At 69.0% G+C, this 19,863-nt stretch carries 14 protein-coding genes; 2 read left to right on the top strand and 12 right to left on the bottom strand.

All coding sequences use genetic code 11. The features are described from left to right. The first annotated feature begins 91 nt into the window (after positions 1 to 91). A complete protein-coding gene (locus NZH93_RS25300; protein WP_259625678.1) occupies positions 92 to 1,339 on the top strand; it encodes an FAD-dependent oxidoreductase in 1,248 nt (415 codons plus the stop codon). A gap of 65 nt (positions 1,340 to 1,404) precedes the next feature. Here NZH93_RS25300 and NZH93_RS25295 read toward each other — a convergent pair whose 3' ends face one another. From NZH93_RS25295 to NZH93_RS25250, 10 genes are all read right to left on the bottom strand, one after another. Next, positions 1,405 to 2,178 (bottom strand): fumarylacetoacetate hydrolase family protein, encoded by a 774-nt coding sequence (locus NZH93_RS25295; RefSeq protein ID WP_259625677.1) that lies wholly within the window; start codon positions 2,176 to 2,178, stop codon positions 1,405 to 1,407. Between the two features lie 10 nt (positions 2,179 to 2,188). Continuing rightward, positions 2,189 to 3,784: a citramalate synthase gene (gene cimA / locus NZH93_RS25290; RefSeq protein WP_259625676.1), complete on the bottom strand. Its 1,596-nt coding sequence runs from the start codon at positions 3,782 to 3,784 to the stop codon at positions 2,189 to 2,191. A gap of 1,081 nt (positions 3,785 to 4,865) precedes the next feature. Next, positions 4,866 to 5,843 carry an ABC transporter substrate-binding protein gene (locus NZH93_RS25285; protein ID WP_259625675.1) on the bottom strand — a complete coding sequence of 326 codons (978 nt, stop codon included), beginning with the start codon at positions 5,841 to 5,843 and terminating at the stop codon, positions 4,866 to 4,868. Further along, positions 5,840 to 6,604: an ABC transporter ATP-binding protein gene (locus NZH93_RS25280; RefSeq protein WP_259625674.1), complete on the bottom strand. Its 765-nt coding sequence runs from the start codon at positions 6,602 to 6,604 to the stop codon at positions 5,840 to 5,842. The genes NZH93_RS25285 and NZH93_RS25280 overlap by 4 nt, the downstream gene beginning before the upstream one ends. Then, positions 6,604 to 7,656, bottom strand: a complete 1,053-nt coding sequence (locus NZH93_RS25275; RefSeq protein WP_372506794.1) for a FecCD family ABC transporter permease — start codon at positions 7,654 to 7,656, stop codon at positions 6,604 to 6,606. The genes NZH93_RS25280 and NZH93_RS25275 overlap by 1 nt, the downstream gene beginning before the upstream one ends. A 258-nt stretch (positions 7,657 to 7,914) precedes the next feature. After that, positions 7,915 to 9,549, bottom strand: coding sequence for a glycoside hydrolase family 99 protein (locus NZH93_RS25270; RefSeq protein WP_259625672.1), 1,635 nt, complete (start codon positions 9,547 to 9,549; stop codon positions 7,915 to 7,917). A gap of 172 nt (positions 9,550 to 9,721) precedes the next feature. After that, the gene (locus NZH93_RS25265; protein WP_259625671.1) at positions 9,722 to 10,756 is read right to left on the bottom strand and encodes a 3-isopropylmalate dehydrogenase; all 1,035 of its coding nucleotides are present in this window, start codon (positions 10,754 to 10,756) and stop codon (positions 9,722 to 9,724) included. Between the two features lie 235 nt (positions 10,757 to 10,991). Further along, complete coding sequence (locus tag NZH93_RS25260; RefSeq protein WP_259625670.1) at positions 10,992 to 14,333, bottom strand: S8 family peptidase; 3,342 nt, start codon at positions 14,331 to 14,333, stop codon at positions 10,992 to 10,994. 282 nt (positions 14,334 to 14,615) lie between these two features. Beyond that, positions 14,616 to 16,211 (bottom strand): phosphoglycerate dehydrogenase, encoded by a 1,596-nt coding sequence (gene serA / locus NZH93_RS25255; RefSeq protein WP_259625669.1) that lies wholly within the window; start codon positions 16,209 to 16,211, stop codon positions 14,616 to 14,618. 1,180 nt (positions 16,212 to 17,391) lie between these two features. Continuing rightward, complete coding sequence (locus NZH93_RS25250) at positions 17,392 to 17,769, bottom strand: DUF4267 domain-containing protein (protein ID WP_259625668.1); 378 nt, start codon at positions 17,767 to 17,769, stop codon at positions 17,392 to 17,394. Positions 17,770 to 17,884: 115 nt separating this feature from the next. On the opposite strand from NZH93_RS25250, the gene NZH93_RS25245 reads away from it, so the two are divergent. Continuing rightward, complete coding sequence (locus tag NZH93_RS25245) at positions 17,885 to 18,478, top strand: TetR/AcrR family transcriptional regulator (RefSeq protein WP_259625667.1); 594 nt, start codon at positions 17,885 to 17,887, stop codon at positions 18,476 to 18,478. Positions 18,479 to 18,505: 27 nt separating this feature from the next. Here the strand turns inward: NZH93_RS25245 and NZH93_RS25240 are convergent, their stop codons facing one another. Both NZH93_RS25240 and ilvC read right to left on the bottom strand, forming a co-directional pair. Continuing rightward, a complete protein-coding gene (locus NZH93_RS25240; RefSeq protein ID WP_259625666.1) occupies positions 18,506 to 18,775 on the bottom strand; it encodes a DUF397 domain-containing protein in 270 nt (89 codons plus the stop codon). Between the two features lie 66 nt (positions 18,776 to 18,841). Next, the gene (gene ilvC / locus NZH93_RS25235; RefSeq protein ID WP_259625665.1) at positions 18,842 to 19,855 is read right to left on the bottom strand and encodes a ketol-acid reductoisomerase; all 1,014 of its coding nucleotides are present in this window, start codon (positions 19,853 to 19,855) and stop codon (positions 18,842 to 18,844) included. Positions 19,856 to 19,863: the final 8 nt, after the last annotated feature.

The raw sequence follows: 19,863 nt of genomic DNA, 5'->3' as shown, positions 1-19,863 counted from the left end.
CCGATCAGGGTATCCGCCCGATTTCCCCTTGACCGAAGGAGTACCGCGGGAGGACCCTGAGGTTATTCAACTACCGTTGAAATGAGGGGTCATGGAACGGAGCACGTGCGTCGTCGTCGGAGGCGGTCCCGCCGGGATGGTGCTGGGGCTGCTGCTCGCCAGGGCGGGTGTGGAGGTCACCGTGCTGGAGAAGCACGGCGACTTCCTGCGGGACTTCCGCGGCGACACCGTCCACGCGTCCACGCTGACGCTGCTGGACGAACTGGGGCTCGGACCGGCGTTCGCCGCGGTCCCCCACCAGCTCATGGACCGGATGCGGGTGCTGCTCGACAGCGGGCCCGCGACCGTGGCCGACCTGCGCAGGCTGCCCGGCGCGCACAAGCACATCGCGTTCGTGCCGCAGTGGGACTTCCTCGACCTGCTGGCCGACGCGGGCAAGCTCGAACCGTCGTTCACGCTGCGGATGGACACCGCGTTCACCGGGCTGCGCAAGGAGGGCGGGAAGGTCACCGGCGTCCACTACCGCACCGCGGAGGGCATCGAGGGCGAGATCGCGGCGGACCTGGTGGTGGCCGCCGACGGCCGCGGGTCGCTGGTGCGCGCGCAGGCAGGCCTGCCCGTGCACTCGTTCGGCACGCCGATGGACGTGTGGTGGTTCCGCGTGCCGCGCCACGAGGGCGACCCGGACGGTGGTCTCGGGCGGTTCGGCAGGGGCAGCGGCCTGGTGATGCTCGACCGGGGCGACTACTTCCAGATCGCGTTCCTGATCCGCAAGGGCACCGACCGGATGCTGCGCGACGCAGGCGTGCGGGCGTTCCGCGACCGCATGGTGGCGCTGGTGCCGATGCTCGCCGACCGGATGGACGCGGTCACCTCGCTCGACGACGTGAAGCTGCTCGACGTGAAGCTGGACCGGCTGCGCCGCTGGCACGGCGACGGCGTGCTGTGCGTCGGTGACGCGGCGCACGCCATGTCACCCATCGGCGGTGTCGGCATCAACCTGGCGGTGCAGGACGCGGTCGCCGCCGCGGCGCTCCTCGCGGCCCCGTTGCGGCGCGGGCAGGTCACGCCGTCGGTGCTCGCGAAGGTGCGGCGCAGGCGGTGGCTGCCGACCGCCGTGACGCAGACGATGCAGAGGGTGATCCAGAACGCCTTCCTGCGGCGGGCGCTCGACGGCAAGGTCGACGTCGGCGGCGCGGGCACTCCCCTGCCGCTGCGGGTGCTCCAGCGGTTCCCGCTGCTCCAGGGCGTTCCGGCGTACCTGGTCGCGATCGGGCTCCGGCCCGAGCACGCGCCGTCGTTCGCCCGCCGGGAGCCGACGAAGATCGAGCGCACCTAGGCGCCCGACCGGTTCGTCGAGGCGTGGGTGGGCCGACCGGCTCGGGCCGGTCGGCGCCGGGCGGGCTAGCGGTTGGCGACCGGGTTGGTCAGCGTGCCCAGGCCCTCGACGGTCACGGACACCGACTGGCCCGCCTTCATCGGGCCGACGCCCGCGGGGGTGCCGGTCAGGATGACGTCGAGCGGGCGGAGGGTCATGACGGCGCTGATGTACTCGATCAGCTCGCCGATGTCGAAGATCAACTGCGACGTCCGGCCCTCCTGCACGACCTCGCCGTCCAGCTCGGTGCGGATGGCGACGTCGCTCGGGTCGAACTCGGTCTCCACCCACGGGCCGAGCGGGCAGAACGTGTCGAAGCCCTTGGCACGGGTGAACTGCACGTCGGCCTTCTGGAGGTCGCGCGCGGTCACGTCGTTCGCGATCGTGTAACCGAGGATCGACTGCCGGGCGCGCTCGGCGGGGATGTCCCGGCCGCCCATGCCGATCACGACGGCCAGCTCGCCCTCGTAGTCGACGCGCTCGGAGACCGCGGGCAGCTTGATCTCGGCGTTCGGGCCGATGATCGCGGTGTTCGGCTTGAAGAAGATCAGCGGGTTCTCGGGGACCTCGTTGCCCAGCTCGGCGGCGTGCGCGGCGTAGTTGCGGCCGACGCCGATGATCTTGGGCGGGAGGAACGGGGCGAGCAGCCGGACGTCCGCCAGCGGCCAGCGCCGACCCGTGAAGGTCGGCGTGCCGCCGAAGGGTTCGTCCTTGATCTCGACGGCCGTCAGGTCGTCACCCTCGCCCTCGATCTTGGCGAAGGCGAGTCCGTCGGGCTGGGCGATTCGGGCGATGCGCACGTCACCCAGCCTAAACCAGGGCGCGGACCCGCATCGCCTTGTGCACCAGAGCGTCGCAGAGGGCCAGCCAGCTCGCCTCCACGATGTTGCCGTGCACGCCGACCGTCGTCCACTCGCGCTCGCCGTCGGTCGACTCCACCAGCACCCGCGTCACCGCGTCCGTGCCGGGGGCCTCGGCGAGGATGCGCACCTTGTAGTCGGACAGCTCCACGCTGTCCAACCAGGACAGGTGCGGCAGCAACGCCTTGCGCAGCGCCGCGTCCAGCGCGTGCACCGGACCGTTGCCCTCGGCGGTCTCGATCACCCGCTCGCCCGCCACGTGCACCTTCACCGTGGCCTCGGACACGATCTCGCCGTCGGAGCGGCGGTCCAGCAGGACCCGGTAGGACTCCAGCACGAACGGCGCTTCGTCCAATTCGGACAGCTCCTGGCGCAGGAGCAGTTCGAGGGAGGCGTCCGCCGCCTCGAACGACCAGCCGCGCGCCTCCAGCTCCTTCACCTTGCGCACCGCGTTCGTGACCGCTTCGGGCCGACGGGCCAGGTCTATTCCGAACTCACGTCCCTTGAGCTCGAGACTCGCCCGGCCCGCCATCTCGGTGACCAGTACCCGCATGCCGTTGCCGACGGTGTCCGGATCGATGTGGTTGTACAGCTCCGGATCAACCTTGATCGCGCTCGCGTGCAGTCCCGCCTTGTGGGCGAAAGCCGACGCCCCCACGTAGGCCTGGTGGGTGTGGGGGGCGATGTTCGCGATCTCGGCGAGGGCATGGGAAACGCGGGTGAGCTCGGCCAGCGATTCGGTGGGTAGCACCGGAAGGCCGAGCTTGGTCACGAGGTTCCCGACGACGGCGAACAGGTCGGCGTTGCCCGCCCGTTCGCCGTACCCGTTCGCGGTGCACTGGACGTGGGTCGCCCCAGCCTGCACAGCCGCGACGGTGTTCGCCACCGCGCAGGACGTGTCGTCCTGGCAGTGGATCCCGACACGGAAACCCGTGCGGGAGATCACTTGTTCGACCGTCTCGGCCAGCCCCAGCGGGAGCTGGCCGCCGTTCGTGTCGCACAGCACGACGACGTCCGCGCCACCGTCCACCGCGGACTCCAGGACACCCAGGGCGCAGTCCGGGTCGTGCGCGTAGCCGTCGAAGAAGTGCTCGGCGTCGACGAACACCCGCCTGCCGTGGTCCACGAGGTACCGCACGGTGTCGCGAACCATCGCGCGGTTCTCGGCCTCGTCGGTCCGCAGCGCGAGTTCCACGTGCCTGCGGTCCGACTTCGCGACGAGGGTGATGACGTCCGTGTTCGCGTCGAGGAGCGCTTTGACCTGCGGGTCTTCGTCGACCCTGGTGTTCGGCCTGCGGGTCGCGCCGAACGCGACCAGCTTGGCGTGCCTGAGGTCCAGCTCCGCCCTGGCCCGCGCGAAGAACTCGGTGTCCTTCGGCATCGCCCCCGGCCAGCCACCCTCGATGAACCCGACCCCGAGACCGTCCAGCAGGCGTGCGACGGCCAGCTTGTCGGTCACGGAGTACGTGATGCCCTCGCGCTGCGCACCGTCCCGGAGGGTGGTGTCGAAGACGTGGAAGGTGTCGCCGAGCGGGAGGCTGCTCACGGGGTTCTCCTGTGGTGGGTGGCAGGTCCGGGAAAACAAAAAGACCCCCCGCGGGATGCGAGAGGTCAGCGCGCCGGGTGCTTGGGAAGCACCTACCCGGCGCGCTCATCAATAATGATCACGGTGTTCTGAGCCACTCGGCGATGGTGCCACAGGTTTGGCGTTGGTACCAGGTGTCGGACTGGGGTTCTCACATTTTGGGTTTGGTTCGGTGGGGGTCGGGTGGGGGTGGTCCGGTGGGGTCTGTTTGGGGTGGGGGTGTGTGGTGGGGGCGTTGGGGGCGGTCGATTTGACTTGGGGCCCCTAGATTTGCCCCTTGGTCGGACGAAAACGGCGGGGAGGTGAAGCCGCCGTCCGACTCGAGTTTAAGGGGCAAATCCCCCAAGTAAAATCGACCGCAGTTGGCACCGGATGGTTGAAAACCGTTGGCGCACTTGGGTTGTGGGTCCAGAGGGTGGCTTGGGTGGGCTGTGGGTCGGGAGGGCCCCGGCAGGTGGGTGGGTGGGCCGGCAGGTGCGGGTCGGCAGCCGTAGGTCAGCAGGCTGGTCGGCAGGCGCAGGTTGCCGTGGTCGGCAGGTTGGTCGACAAGTGCGGGTCAGCAGGTGGGTCGACATGCCTGGGTCAGCAGGTGTGGGTCGGCGGCTGCGGGTTGCCAAGTGTGGGTCGGCAGCCGTGCGTCAGCCAGTGTTGCGCTGGCCGGTCGTGAGTCTCAGCCCATCGCGTCTAGCCCATCGCGACTCCACCTAGCTACACCCACCCAGCCGTAGCCCTGCCACCACACCACCCAGTCACTCTCCCCCCAGCCGCAGCCCTGCCATTCACACCCGGCCAGCCGTAGCCCGCCCACCCGTTCCCAGCCAGCCATGGCCCAGCCCCCACTCTCACCGGCCCCGGCCCTGCCATCCACCACCACCCTGCCAATCCCCGCCCAGCCAAACCCCACCAGCCGCAGCCCTGCCAACGCGGCTCCCTTCATCCCACCCAACCCATCCCCCTCCACCCCGCCACACTTCACCCAATCGTGGGTCCCCCAGTCGTGGCAGCGATCCTCATCCGGCAAGACCCCGTCCCCCGTCCCCCGTCATCCAGCCAGGAACTTCGCGAACGACTCGATCGCCGCCGGGTTGCGCGGGCTTTCCACCAAGGCTGCGTAGGGCAGGACGAAGAACTTCTTCTGCGTGATCGCCGGGACGGCCGCCAGTGGGGCGTAGCCCTCCAGGAACTTCTGCTTCTGCTCCGGGGTGTTGTTGTCGCCGTCCGCGTAGTCGTTGATCAGGATGACGTCCGGGTTGGCCTGCACCACGGTTTCCCAGCCGACTGTGGTCCAACTGTCGTCCAGGTCGCCGAAGATGTTGTCGCCGCCCGCCTTCGTGATGATGTCCTGCGGGGCGGCGTTGCGGCCGGAGGTGAACGGTTGGTCCAGGCCGCTGTCGTAGAGGAAGACCTTGGGCCTCGGTTTGCCCGTCATGAGCTTCTCGGCTGACCTGATCTGTTCCTGGTAGCCGGTGACCAGCTTTTCCGCCCTGTCCGAGACCCGGAAGATCTTGCCCAGGTTGCGCAGGTCCTCGTAGAGGGCGTCCAAGGGGGGCATGATGCCGCGTTGTTTGCCTACGCCGTTGCGGCACGCCTCGGTGAGCTGGTAGGTCGGGATTCCCAGTTCCTTCAACGCGTCGGGCGTGAAGCCGGTGCTCTCGGAGAACCCGTAGTTCCAGCCCGCGAACACGAGGTCGGCGCCTGCGCCCTGGACGACCTCTTTGTTGATCTTCTCGCCGAGCTTCGCGACGCTGTCCCAGTCGGACTTGAACGGTGACGTGGCCAGGTCCGCTGTCTGGCCGCTGCCGATCACGTACCCGGCCATGCGGTCGGCCAGGCCGAGCGCGAACATCAACTCGGCGATGCCGGTGTCGTTGGTGACGACCTTGGCGGGCACGCGGTCGAACGTGACGTCCTGGCCGCAGTTCTTTACCGTCACGGGGTCGGTGGCGGTGGTGTTCTCGGCGACGGTCGCGCCGCACGCGGTGGTGGTGAAGACCAGGCAGAGGGCGAGCAGTCGTCTCACGGGGAAACCTCCGGGTGTTCGAAGAGGAGTTGGGGCACGCCGCTGACGGGGTGCTGGACGAGGTGGGCGCGGACGCCGAAGACGGCTTGGACCAGGTCGGGGGTGAGCACGTCGGCGGGTTTGCCGCCCGCGACGACCCGGCCGCCGTCCAGGACGTGGACGCGGTCGCAGTAGGCGGCGGCGAGGTTGAGGTCGTGCAGGACCATGAGGACGGTCAGGCCCAAGCCGCGGACCAGTGCGAGCACGTCCAACTGGTGCCTGATGTCGAGGTGGTTCGTCGGTTCGTCCAGCACCAGCACGTCGGGTTCCTGCACCAAGGCGCGCGCGATCAGGACGCGCTGACGCTCCCCGCCGGACAGCGTGAGGAAGCTGCGCTCGGCGAGGTGGCCCGCGTCCACGCGGCGCAGCGCGTCGGTGACGAGGTCGTGGTCGCGTTCGGTGTCCCGGTCGAACGCGCCCTTGTGCGGGAGGCGTCCCATCGCGACGACCTCGGCGACGGTGAAGTCGAACTCCACGTGGCTGTCCTGGGTGAGCGCCGCGAGCCTGCGCGCGCTCTCCTTGAGCGGCAGGGACAGCAGGTCCCGCCCGTCGAGCAGCACCGCGCCGCCGCTGGGCTTCAACGCCCGGTAGACGCACCGCAGCGTGGTCGACTTGCCGCTCCCGTTCGGTCCCACGACGCCGACGACCTCGCCGGTCCCGGCGGACAGCGAGATCCCGTCGACGATGCCGTCGACCGAGATCGAGTCGAGTTCCAGGTCCATCAACTACCCCCGAACACGTAGCCGCGGCGCCGCATCAGGAACACGAAGCACGGCACGCCCAGCGCCGCCGTGATCACCCCGAGCGGCAGTTCCTCCGGCGGCGCGACCATCCGCGCGGCGACGTCCACCCAGATCAGGAAGCTCGCGCCCGCCAGCGGCGCCACGACCAGCACGCGCCGGTGGTCGGAGCCGACGACCATGCGGACCAGGTGCGGCAGCATCAGCCCGACGAACCCGACCGCGCCGCTCACGGCGACCAGCACGCCGGTCATCCCGGCCGTGACGACGAACAGCCGCCGCCTCATCCGGACGACGTCGATGCCCAGCGTCGTGGCGGTCTCGTCGCCCATCGACAGCCCGTTGAGCCTGCGGGCGTTCGCGAGCAGGTACGCGGTCCCGACCGCGACCACCGCCGCCGCGACCGGCAGGGCGCCCCACGTCACGCCGCCGAGGCTGCCCAGCAGCCAGAACATCGCGGCGCGGGCCGCTTCCCCGTGCGGGGCCTGGAACACGAGCAGCAGCGTCAGCGCCTGGAACCCGTACGCCATCGCGGTTCCGGTCAGCACCAGCCGCAACGGTGTGAGCCCGGCCCGCGTCCTGGCGGCCAGGTACACCAGCGCGGTGGCGCCGAGCGCGGACAGGAACGCGGCCGCGGACATCGCGTAGATCCCCAGCGAGGCGAACAGCCCGAGCGTCGCCACGGCGACCGCCCCCACCGACGCGCCGGAGGAGATGCCCAGGACGTACGGGTCGGCCAGCGCGTTGCGCACCATCGCCTGGATGGCGACGCCGACGACGCTCAGCCCGGCGCCGACGACCGCGGCGAGCAGCACGCGGGGCAGGCGGATGTCCCAGACGATCCGGTACTGGCCCGCGTCGACGGCCTCGATCCGGCCGCCGGTGACCGCGGCCTGGAGGAACCCGACGACGCGGCCGAACGGGATGCTCACCGGTCCCAGCGCCACACCGGCCACGACGGACGCGGCCAGCACGACCACCAGGAGCACCACGAGCGGACTTGTTCTGGCCACGCGAACCGCGGTCACGGTCACCCTTCGGACAGGTGGCCTGAGCGCGAGCGACCGCGGTGGGTCCCCGTCCCGCAAACCACGGCAGGAGCTGGAGCAGCACGCCGCCGATGGGTGATCGGGCTCGTCCGGCCCCGAGGGGACGGACCTACCGTTGCGGGTCAGCGCCGGATTTCGACCGGACTTCCCCCACGGGCGGTGTGGTGATGCTGTTCGTTCGGGAGATCGGGTGTCAACCCGCCGTGCGCCAGGTCACCCCGGCCGGGGTGACCTGGCGGCGGGTCAGGCGAAGGCCCGCAACCCGGAGAGCTGGCCCGCGGGCCAGCCGGTGTTGGCGGTGAACACCAGGCGCAGGTACCGGACGTCACGGCCGGGCAGGGTGATCGTCGTGCCCGGCGCGAACGGGTAGCCGGTGGCGCCGACCAGGGTCGTGAACGAGCCGCCGTCCAGGCTCCCCTGTACGGCGACGGTCTGCGTCCGCGGTCCCCAGGCCGACGGCAGCGCCAGCTCCAGCCGTCGCAGCGCGGCGGGTGATCCGAGGTCGACCTGGACCCACTGCGGGAAGGCGTTGTTGGCGCTCTCCCAGTAGGTGTCGGTGCTGCCGTCGACGGTGTGACCGCTGCCGTAGCCCTGGGTCTGGCTGCTCTGCGCGGTCGGTTTGCCGCGCGCCAGGTCCAGGACGGGTGGCGGGCCGCCGATGGTCGGCGGGGTCGGGCGGACCGGGGTGAGGGCGATCTGGCCCTTGAGCATCCGGCCGCCGTCGCCCGTGAGGCGCAGGTAGTAGTCGGCGGAGCAGGCGGTGCCGTCCTCGTCCAGCGCGAGGAACCCCGATCCCACCGGGACGAACGCCTGCGTCTCCGCCGTCTTGGCGATCTGGTTGCCCTCGTTGTACTCGTCGAACATGGAGATGTAGATGCCCTGCGCGCCGAGGCGGACCATGTTGTAGAACTGCCGCCACATGAAGTCGCCGTGCGCGCGGTGGCGGGCCGGGAGGTCTCCCGGCAGGACGCACGGCTGGTAGTCGATGCCGCGGGCGTCGCACTCGGCCTGGTCGGGCTGGTTGACGTTGGTGTGGAAGCGGTCGGTGTCGGCGACGGTCCCGATCCGGCCGACCATCCACGGCGACAGCATGTCGAAGGAGCGGTACACCCCGGCGAAACCGGTCCGGGAGTCCTCGGTCTCGGTGCGCCAGTGGGTCGGGACGCCGCCGATGACGTAGCAGCCGCGCGCCTTGAACCAGTCGACGACGTCCTGGCAGGGACCGGGGGCGAACGGTCGGCCGCTGTCGTTGAAGCCGAATCCCCAGATGCAGACGACGGGTTTGCCGTTCTGCCTGGCGTAGGCCGGGGACGAGACGTGCGCGGACATCTTGGTGGTCCAGTCGGTCTTGATCTCCGACTGCATGTTCGTCCAGTTGGTGACGTCGTACATGATGTAGTACTTGCGGCCGTTGGCCTCCGCGGCCGAGCGGACCTTCACGGCCATGTCGTCACGGGTGGGGCCTTCGCCGCCGAACGGGTTGAACCGTTGCAGTGCCGCGGTGTCGCAGTTGTTCTCCCGCATCCACCGGAAGTGCGTGTCGACCGTCTGCTGGTCGTAGCTGGAGAACAGGGTGGCCTGCTGGCCGTTGCCGAGGTTCCCGTACGCCGTCGGGTAGCCGCGGGCGTAGTCGCGCATGTCCGGCCACGCGGTGATGGCGGTGTTGCTCGGGGACGGGGACTGCCCCCAGTTGTCGCTCCAGTGCCACCAGGCGTTGATGGGCGAGCCGTCACCGGGGGCGGCGAACCAGCCCTGGTAGCCGACGGTGATCTTGCCGACGACGTCGCCGGGCGGGCTCGCGGCCCGCGCCGCCGCGGGGACCACCCCCGCCAAGGCCGACGCCGCCAGCGCGGATCCGAGGAAAGTCCTGCGTGACACAACCACCGCGATCTCCTTCGTTGGAGGTGCTCGCGGACCAGTGTTGCGCAAGAAGTGAGCAGAATCACGCAAAGTCTCGACAGAACTGGCGTTCCGGCCCGTTTCCGGTCCTCGACGCGGAAGCGCCCGCCGGACCGGGTGGTCGGGCGGGCGCTTCCGTGCTGCTGAGGACTCAGGTCCTGACGTTCGAGGAGACCAGCGCCGCGAGCCGGTCGCCGATGGCGTAGGTCGCCCCCGGTGACTGGTGGTCCCGCGTGGCGAGGTCGAAGGCCACCGAGGCCTCGATCCGCCTGGCGGACTCGTGCTCGCCGAGGTGGTCGAGCATCAGCGCCACCGACAGCACCGCCGCCGTCGGGTCGGCGACGCCCTGGCCCGCGATGTCCGGGGCGCTGCCGTGAACGGGCTCGAACATGCTCGGGTTGCGCCGGGTCACGTCGAGGTTGCCGCTCGCCGCCAGGCCGATGCCGCCGGTCACCGCCGCCGCCAGGTCCGTGAGGATGTCGCCGAACAGGTTGTCGGTGACGATCACGTCGTAGCGGCCGGGGTCGGTGACCAGGTGGATCGTGGCCGCGTCCACGTGCTGGTAGGAGACGGTGACCTCCGGGTGCTGGAGGGACACCTCCTCCACCACGCGGGACCACAGCGAGCCCGCGTGCGTGAGCACGTTGGTCTTGTGGACGAGCGTGACGTGCCTGCGCGGCCTGTTGGACGCGCGGGCGAAGGCGTCGCGGACCACCCGCTCCACGCCGAACGAGGTGTTGATGCTGACCTCGGTGGCGATCTCGTGCGGGGTGTCCTTGCGCAGGAGGCCGCCGTTGCCCGCGTACAGGCCCTCGGTGCCCTCCCTGACGACGACCAGGTCGATCTCCGGCGCGTCGGCCAGAGGGCTGCGCACGCCGGGGTAGAGCCTGGCCGGGCGCAGGTTGACGTGGTGGTCCAGTTCGAAGCGGAGCCGCAGCAGCAGCCCCCGCTCCAGGATTCCGCTGGGCACCGACGGATCGCCGACAGCGCCGAGCAAGATCCCGTCGTGCTGGCGCAATTCGCCGAGCACGGACTCGGGCAACAACTCCCCTGTGGCGTGCCAGCGAGCCGCGCCGAGGTCGTAACGCGTGATCTCGGCCGCCGGAACGACCTCCCCGAGCACCTTCAGCGCTTCGGCGATGACCTCGGGCCCGATCCCGTCTCCTGGGATCACTGCGAGCCGCATCCACACACCTCCCAGGTATCAGTCCCATTTGTCGGGACTTACTTTCCTTTGCGAAAGGCTACCGGTTATCCGGACGTCAAACGGTTCTCGGACACACTTTCGTGGCCACTTCTCCCGTACTGCGGGACACCTAGACGGTCCATACCACCCGTTCGGGTGTCACCCGCAGTGTGTAACGACACCGGCCGGCCGGGGAAGTCCCCGACCGGCCGGCACACGAATGGAGCAGTACTGACTAGTAGCCGCCGCCCGATCCGCCGCGCACCTTCACCACGGAGACCTTGTCACCGGTGGCGTTGTGGTGGTTGAGGACCAGCAGGCTGTCGGCCTTGTCCTTCGCCAGCGCCGCCGCGTCGCGGTTGACCACGAGCGCCGTGCCCGGCTTGGCCAGGTACGAGAGCGCGGCGTCACCGCCACCCTGCGCGGACAGGCCCGGCTTGAGCGGGTCGAACGAGAACGAGCCGGGGATCGAGTCGATCAGGCCGTCCTTCGAACCCGGCGCCTTGTACAGACCCGCGACGCCGACCTGGTAGGTCACCCGCGAGGTGTCCTTGGTCGGGTCGAGACCCAGCGCCGTGAGCAGCACCGGCAGGACGACGACGTTGGTGTCGAAGATGTTCGTGTCGACGTCGCCGAACTGGCCGTTGAGGCCCTGGATGTCGACGGTCGCACCGGTCGCGAGGTTCACGGTGGTGGCGACCATCAGGTCCGTGTCGGTCAGCTTGGTGGCGAACGTCTCGAAGTCCGGCACCCCGTCACCCGTGGTGTCGATGTCGACGAACGGGATGGTGTTGCTGCCGATGTTGTACCAGTTGCCCCAGGTGGCGATGCCGAACGCGAGCAGCGACTCCTCGGGGACGCCCTGCGCCTTCGCCAGCGGCGCGGTGGACGCGGCGCCGACGTAGCGGAGGTCGCCGCCCTTGGCGGTGTCGTTGATCGTGCAGTTCTCGGTGATCTTCTTGCCGCACTCCTTGAGCTTGGGCGAGGTGCCCTGGAGCTCGAGGACGCTGATCAGCGAGCGGTACGCCTGCGAACCGGTGCCCTGGTTGACGCCCTTGCCCTTGAGGTTCAGGACGGCCTGCTTGTCCTTGCCCTTGAACTGGAGGGAGTCCGCCGTGGTGATCTTCGAGACCGGCTTCGGGGCCGAGTAGACCGGCACCCGCAGCGGGACCGTCGCGCCGGACTTCGGCGTGAGGACCACGCGACCGGACGCGTCGGCCAGGAACTGGCGCGGCACGTCGAGCTGCAACGGGTCGACCGTGGAGTCGATCGTCTTGCGCAGCGCGGCCGGGTTGTCGATCTTCAGGGTCACCTTGACCTTGGCGACACCGCGGGGGCTGATCCGCACCGAACCCGCGGAGAGCTGGTAGCTCACGCCGGGGATGGAGGTGATGGCCTCGTAGCCGGTCGAGTACTCGACCCACTTGGTGCTCTTGTTGACGACCTTGATGGTCTTCGAGAGCGACACCGGACCGCCGACCTCGACGGTGCCGAACGAGACGCTCACGTTGCCGGGGTCGTCCTGCACCATCGCGAGGACCTGGTTGTCCAGCGCGGCCTTGCCGTCGATCCGGCCGGAGCCGACGCGGTTGGGCGCGTAGGTCTTGCCGTTCTCCTTCACGTCGGCGCTGGCGCTGTTCATGATGGCGGCCTTGACCTCTTCGGTCGTCCAGTCCGGGTGCGCCTCGCGGACCAGGGCGGAGATGCCCGAGGTGTGCGGGGCGGCCATCGAGGTGCCGGAGATGACCAGGGTGCCGTTGCCGGAGCCGACCAGCGCCGAGGCGATGGTGTCACCGGGGGCGGCGATGTCCGGCTTCACGACCGGGCCGCGCACACCGCGTGAGGTGAACGAGCTCGGGGTGTCGCTGATGGACTGGTCGTAGGTCGGGGTGGAGGTGCGCAGGCTGCCCGCCAGGCGGACCTCCAGCGTGCCCGCGTCCAGCGCCGGGCGGAGGGCCGCGGTGGCCGTGCCGGTGAACTGGAAGACCGGGATGGTCGCGTTGCCCGCGATGCCCGCGTTGAAGTTCTCCAGCGTGGACGAGAACACCGCGCCGACCGCACCGGCGGCCTGGGCGTTGTTCGTGCGCGCGCCGGAACCGCAGCGGCGGGTCGCGTCGACGTCGTCCCACTCCAGCCAGGCGAACTTGCCCGCGACGAGCGCCTTGTCGGCGGCCGAGAACGGCTGGCAGCCGTCGAGGTTCGTCGGGTCGGTCAGCTTCACGACCGGCTTGGTCAGGTCGAGCGTGGCGAAGCCGGTGTAGTTCTGGCTGTACTGGCCGGGCTTGACGCCGGTCACGCCCGCGGGGGCCTTGACCTCGGCGCCGTCGCGCAGCACGTACGCGTCGCGGATGCTGGCGACCGTCAGCGCCTCGGGCGAGGAGCCCGGCGAGCCGCCGATGTCGTACAGGTCGCCGCCGTTGCCCGCGGAGAACACGGTCAGCACGTTCTTCTTGTTCAGCTTCTTCACGAAGAGGCTGTCGGGGTCGTCCGGTGCGCCGTAGTCCTGGCCCAGCGACAGGTTGACCACGTCGAGGTGGTCGGAGAAGTCGCCGTCACCGTCGGGGTCGAGCGCCCAGTCGAGCGCCACCGACGTCACGTTGGTCGAGCCCTCGCAGCCGAACACCTTCATCGCGTACAGCAGCGCCTTGGGGGCCGTGCCGGGGCCGATCTTCATGGCGTTGAGCGCCTCGGGCGTCAACTTCGTGTAGTCGCCGGTGAACGTCGTGCCGTCGGCGTTGACGCCGAAGCCCGCCGTCGTGCCCGCGACGTGCGAGCCGTGGCTGTTGCAGTCGATCGGGTTCGGGTCCGGCTTCGGCGTGTTGATCGCCGGGTCGTCGCTCTCGCCGTCGTAGGCGTTGCCGACGAAGTCCGTGCCGCCGACGACCTTGGCCGTCGGGAAGTACGACGGGTCGACCTTGGTCTCGTCGATCGCCTCGAACGCCTCGGTCGTGCCGGGGCCGCCGAAGTCGGCGTGGGTGTAGTCGATGCCGGTGTCGATGATGCCGACCCGGACGTTCTCACCGAGCTTGCCGTACTGCTGCCACGCCTTGATGGTGTTGGTGAGCTGCACCGCGCTGGAGTTGGTGCGGGTCTTCGGCACCACGGAGCGGACGGACTTCACGTCCGAGCGGCTCGCCAGTTCGCGGACCTTCTCCGCGTCGGCGGTGACGATGACGCCGGGAACGCCGTTGGAGGTGCGGGAGACCTCCTTGGTCGACGCGTCCGCGCTCTTGAGCTGGCCGACGACCTGGTCGGTGACCTTGGCCGTGTCGCTCTTGGAGGCCTTGGCGGCCTGCTTGGCCTGCTCCTTGCTCCCGCCCTGGCTCTTCTTCTCGTCGTACGCGTCGACGGCGGGCTTCGCTTCGAGCTCGACGAACGCGGTGACCTTGCCGGTCGTCGTCTTCAGCCGAGGCGAGACCTTGAGCTGCAAGGAAGCGGCGGGTAGACCGTTGGCGGCCGCGACGGCCTCCGCCTTCGGGTCTTCTGCGGCGACCGCGGTGCCCGCGGTGGCGCCGACCACCAGTATCGCGGCGAGCACCGGGCCCGCGGATCTGGCGAGAATGCGAGATCGACTCACAACATGCCCCAACCGAGGCCGGATACGACCGCGCGGGCAGAGGGGGAGAAACAGGTAGGACTGCTCGCGGGGGTGCCGTGCCCTCTACGGCACCTCGGTCAACCTCGTTGGAGCGAATTTAATCGGTGAACATCACCCGGATATTAGTCCGAACGAGTGACGGCACCCACAGAATTGCTTACCAGATGTCAACTGTCGCACGAGCGGGTGTACGCGCGATATACCCAATTCAGGCAAAGCTCCAGGGGGCGTTCCGGGGCCGGAACGCCCCCTGGGCGGTCACTACTCGAAGCTGACGGAGCTGACCTTGTGCGCGCCGACCGAGGCGCCGATCGGGTCCAGCACCTGGTTGTCCACCGGGCGGTCCACGCGCAGCAGCATGAACGCGTCCGAACCGTCCGTGGTCTGGCTGATCTGCGCCGCCTCGACGTTCACGCCCGCTTCGCCGAGCAGCGTGCCGACGGTGCCCATGACGCCCGGCCGGTCCGGGTACTCCAGCAGCAGGACGTTGCCCTCGGCCCGCAGGTCGAAGCTGCGGCCGTTGATGCCGACGATCTTCTCGACCTGGTCGAGGCCGGTCAGGGTGCCCGACACGCTGAGCACGCTGCCGTCGGCCTGCACGGCGCGCACCGTGACAAGGCTGCGGTGGTTCGCGCTCTCCGGCTCCTTCACCAGCTCGACCGCGACACCGAGCGACGACGCCAGGTTCGGGGCGTTTACGAAGGTGACCTGCTCCTCCACGACGCGCGAGAACACGCCGCGCAGCGCGGCCAACGGCAGCACCGCGACGTCCTCGTTGGACAGCTCGCCGCGCACCTCGACGGTGACCGACGTCGGCGCCTTGGTCGACAGCGCGGCCAGTACGGTGCCGAGCTTCTGCACCAGCGGCAGGTACGGGCGGACCTCTTCGCCCACCACGCCGCCGCCCTGCACGTTCACCGCGTCCGGCACGAAGTCGCCTGCGAGCGCGAGCAGCACCGAACGCGCGACGTCCGTGCCCGCGCGGTCCTGCGCCTCGGTCGTCGACGCGCCGAGGTGCGGCGTCACGACGATGCCGGGAACGCCGAACAGCGGGCTCTCCGTCGTCGGCTCGGTTGAGAACACGTCGATGCCCGCACCGCCGACCTGGCCTTCGCGGACCGCGTCGGCCAGCGCCTGCTCGTCGACCAGACCGCCGCGCGCGGCGTTGACGATGATCACGCCGCGCTTCGCCTTCGCGAGCTGGTCGGCACCGATCAGGCCCTTGGTCTCGGGCGTCTTCGGAAGGTGGATGGAGATCGCGTCCGAGCGCTCCAGCAGCTCTTCGAGCGTCACGAGCTCGATGCCGAGCTGCGCCGCGCGCGCGGCCGAGACGTACGGGTCGTACGCGATCAGCGTGACGCCGAACGCGGCGACGCGGGCCGCGAAGAGCTGCCCGATCTTGCCGAGGCCGACGACGCCGACGGTCTTGCCGTTGAGCTCGATGCCGTTGAAGGAGCTGCGCTTCCACGTGCCCGCCTGGAGCGTCGCGTGGGCCGCGGGCACCTGGCGCGCGACCGACAGCAGCAGCGCCACGGCGTGCTCGGCGGCCGACACGATGTTCGACGTGGGCGCGTTCACCACCATGACACCGCGCTCGGTCGCGGCGGGCACCTCGACGTTGTCGAGCCCCACACCGGCACGCGCGACGACCTTCAGCCGCGTGCTCGCGGCCAACACCTCGGCGTTCACCTTCGTGGCGGAGCGGACGAGCAGCGCGTCGGCGTCGGCAACGGCTTCGAGCAGCGCGGGACGGTCGGTGCCGTCCACGTGGCGCACCTCGATCCCGTCACCGAAAACGTCGAGCACCGAGGGGGCCAGCTTCTCGGCGATCAGGACAACAGGTCGGCTCGTGCTCACGGACGTTGCTCCCAGGGCATCGGGGATCAGATGGGGGAGCGCGGGCCGCGGCCGGAATGGCGCCGTCGGCAGCCGCGCCGACCGGCCACGGCAATGTGTCCGGACTGTTAACGAGTCTAGTCAGCGAGGTCTCACCTACCACCGCCGGGTGTCCCACCTCACCAGCGGATTCAACCGTACAACCGTCCCGCTGACCTGCGGTCTCACGGTTTGGGACCCCCAAGACCCCTTCGGCGCCCCGAAGGCAAGAACACCTTCGTGTCGCGTCCAGGACACCTTCGATGAGGGACACCACGACCGGGGTAAGCCATCAGCAGGAGCACACCGACAGACGAACGGCCCAGTTGGCAGTACGGGCCACTAGTCAGCCCACCGGCCGGACCCCACACGCCAATCTCTGGCGCTATTCCAGCCCACCCGCCCTCAACTGGACCTCACGGTCCCCGACCCACAACCAACTCGCACCCACAGCCCCCAACCGCCCCGCACCCAACTCGGCGGCCCTCGGCCCCATCCCGCCCCGTGACCAACTAGCCCTCACTGGCCCCCGGCCTCAACCTGCCCCGCACCCCAACCCAGCCTTACCGGCCCCCGGCCCCATCCTGCCCCGCATCCCAACTCGGCCCCCGGCCCCATCCCGCCCCGTGACCAACCAGCCCTCACCGGCCCCCGGCCCCAACTCAACCCCTTGACCAACCCTCCCTGACTTCCCTTTCAAACCCTTCCCCCGGCCGCACCCCGGTTTTTAGCGCATGTCATGTCGCTTTTGTCTTGTCAAGGCATCTTTCCCGCCTTGACAAGACAAAAGCGACATGGACACAATTGCGCGACCGGGGTGTGGTCGCAATGACCGGGCCGTTGGCCTCCCTCGAGGACCACCTCAGAGTCAGAGAACCACCCAGACCGTCTCCCTAAAACAGGAACGTTCACAAGATCCTAGCCCACCCGGACACACCCCGATCGCGCAATTATCTCGATGCCCGGTTTGGTTTGTCAAGGCGGGAAAGATGCCTTGACAAACCAAACCGGGCACGACGTGCGCCAAGAATCGGGGTGGGGCCGGGGGGAGGGGTTAAAAGGACAGCCAAACGAACGTTCACACGGGGTCGAGTTGCGGCCGGGGGCCCAAAAGACCGCCAAAGCGCCAGTCACCACGAGGGTCAAGTTCTAAAGACCACACTCAAGCAACGAGCAAAATCACACTGCTCACCAGAATCACCAAAGCCGTAGCCCCGTGAATCCCATAAGCCGCAGCCTTAGACCCACCACTACGCAGCACGATCAACCCATCCCCCACAGGAATCGCCGCAGCAGCCAACATGAACCACCCCAACAGATGAACCGGCGCCCCAACCATCAAGACAAAGATAAAAATCCCAGAAACAACATCCCGAACAGACTTCACCGACAACCAAGCCTGGAAGTTCCGATCCTCAACAGGCGTATCCGGGATTCCAAACCCAACCGCAGCCTGCGGCACCCAAAAAGCACGCACCCCGATCACGAAGATACCCACCCCGACCAACCCGGCAAGCACATAAGCAACGTTGACGAGCACGACCCGCTCCCCTCCCGACGAAACCGACCACCGACCACCGCCCTAGCGGCGCTAGCAACAGTATCGACGATAGACCAAGCCTCGACAGGATGTCTAGCACTGCTAGAATCCACCCATGTCCGCCATCCACGAACGCCGCGAGCGCGAACGCGCCAACCGTCACCAACTGATCATCACGGCCGCGCGCGAGTTGGCGGAGACCGAAGGCTGGGAGGCGGTGACGACGCGACGGCTGGCCGAGCGCGTCGAGTACAGCCAGCCGGTGTTGTACAGCCACTTCAACGGCAAGGAAGCCATCGTCAGCGCCGTCGCGCTGGACGGCTTCGACGAACTCGCCACCCACCTGCGCCGCGCGCGGCAAACCGCCACGCACCCCGAGCAACCCCTGCGCGCCGTCTGCCGCGCCTACCTGGAGTTCGCGACCGAACGACCGGCCCTCTACCAGGCCATGTTCGTCCTACCCACCAACCTGAAGTTCGCGAGCACCGAAACCCCGCCCCCACTACGGGCAGCGTTCACCGAGTTCGTCGACTGCTTCCCCCCGACGAACACCAGGCGCGAACTGTTCGCCGAAGTCACCTGGAGCGCGGTGCACGGCCTGGCCGTCCTGTCCGACAGCGGCCGCATCCCCCAAGCCGGCCAAGAAGAACGCCTGGACTTCCTCATCACCAGGATCGTCGACACGCCCAACGAGCCGACCACGCCGTAGAAGGAGCGGTTCCAGCGGGCACCGACCTCACCACGGCTCGTCGAACTCGCCGTCCTTCGCCCCCAGGATGAACGCGTCCCACTCGGCGGGCGTGAATACCAGGACCGGGCCCTCCGGGTGGGCCGAGTTTCGCATCGCCACGTAGGTGACGTCGTCCGTGTGCTCGACGAAAGCGATCTCCACGTGTTCGCCGTCCGGGTCGGAGTCGTCTCCGCCTCGCTGCCACTCGGCCTTCGTCAGGTCGAGGTTGCCGCGTACGTGAGCCTTGTCGTCGTAGATCGGCGCGCTCTCGGTCATGTCCCTAGGTATACCGGAGCCCGCGACGCCGAGGGCATCGCGGGCTCCGGTACCGAAAAGCGCTGGTCAGACCGTGTCGGTCAGCGGGCGGTCGACCCAGGACATCAGGCCGCGCAGCTTCTTGCCGACCTCCTCGATCGGGTGCTGTTCGCCCTCGGCCTGCAACTTCTTGTAGTTGTTGCGGCCCGCCTCGTCCTCCGCGACCCACTCGTTCGCGAAGGTGCCGTCCTGGATCTCGCCCAGGATCTTCTTCATCTCCTCCTTGACCGCGGCGTTCACGACGCGCGGGCCGCGGGTGAGGTCGCCGTACTCGGCGGTGTCGGAGATGGAGTAGCGCATGCGGGCGATGCCGCCCTCGTACATGAGGTCGACGATGAGCTTGAGCTCGTGGAGGACCTCGAAGTACGCGATCTCGGGGGCGTAACCGGCTTCGGTCAGCACCTCGAAACCGGTCTGCACGAGCGCGGACGCGCCGCCGCAGAGCACGGCCTGCTCGCCGAAGAGGTCGGTCTCGGTCTCTTCCTTGAACGTGGTCTTGATGACGCCGGCGCGCGTGCCGCCGATGCCCGCCGCGTACGAGAGCGCCAGCGCCTGCGCGCCGCCGGTCGCGTCCTGGTGGATGGCGATGAGCGCGGGAACGCCCTTGCCGTCGACGAACTGGCGGCGCACGAGGTGGCCGGGGCCCTTGGGGGCCACCATGGCGACGTCCACACCGGACGGAGCCTCGATGAGGCCGTAGCGGATGTTGAAGCCGTGGCCGAAGAAGATCGCGTCGCCGTCCTTGAGGTTCGGCGCGATGTCCTTGGCGTAGATGTGCCGCTGGGCGGTGTCCGGCGCCAGGATCATGATCAGGTCGGCTTCGGCGGACGCCTCGGCGGGCGTGAGCACGCGGAGGCCCTCTTCCTCGGCCTTGGCCCGCGACTTCGAGGTCTCCAGGAGACCGATCCGCACGTCGACGCCGGAGTCGCGCAGGCTCAGCGCGTGCGCGTGGCCCTGGCTGCCGTAGCCGATCACGGCGACCTTGCGGCCCTGGATGATGCTCAGGTCCGCATCGTCGTCATAGAAGATCTCGACGCTCATGGTTGTAC

This window comes from Umezawaea endophytica, from assembly GCF_025061645.1.
Taxonomy (GTDB): domain Bacteria; phylum Actinomycetota; class Actinomycetes; order Mycobacteriales; family Pseudonocardiaceae; genus Umezawaea; species Umezawaea endophytica.
Note: the sequence above shows the minus strand (reverse complement) of the source record. Positions and strands in the feature narration are given on the sequence as shown.

Excerpts from the sequence above, each read along its gene's own strand:
- NZH93_RS25300 (WP_259625678.1), top strand. The coding sequence starts at position 92 with ATGGAACGGAGCACGTGCGTCGTCGTCGGAGGCGGTCCCGCCGGGATG.
- NZH93_RS25280 (WP_259625674.1), bottom strand. The coding sequence starts at position 6,604 with ATGGACCTGGAACTCGACTCGATCTCGGTCGACGGCATCGTCGACGGG.
- NZH93_RS25265 (WP_259625671.1), bottom strand. The coding sequence starts at position 10,756 with ATGCGGCTCGCAGTGATCCCAGGAGACGGGATCGGGCCCGAGGTCATC.
- NZH93_RS25245 (WP_259625667.1), top strand. The coding sequence starts at position 17,885 with ATGTCCGCCATCCACGAACGCCGCGAGCGCGAACGCGCCAACCGTCAC.
- NZH93_RS25240 (WP_259625666.1), bottom strand. The coding sequence starts at position 18,775 with ATGACCGAGAGCGCGCCGATCTACGACGACAAGGCTCACGTACGCGGC.
- ilvC (WP_259625665.1), bottom strand. The coding sequence starts at position 19,855 with ATGAGCGTCGAGATCTTCTATGACGACGATGCGGACCTGAGCATCATC.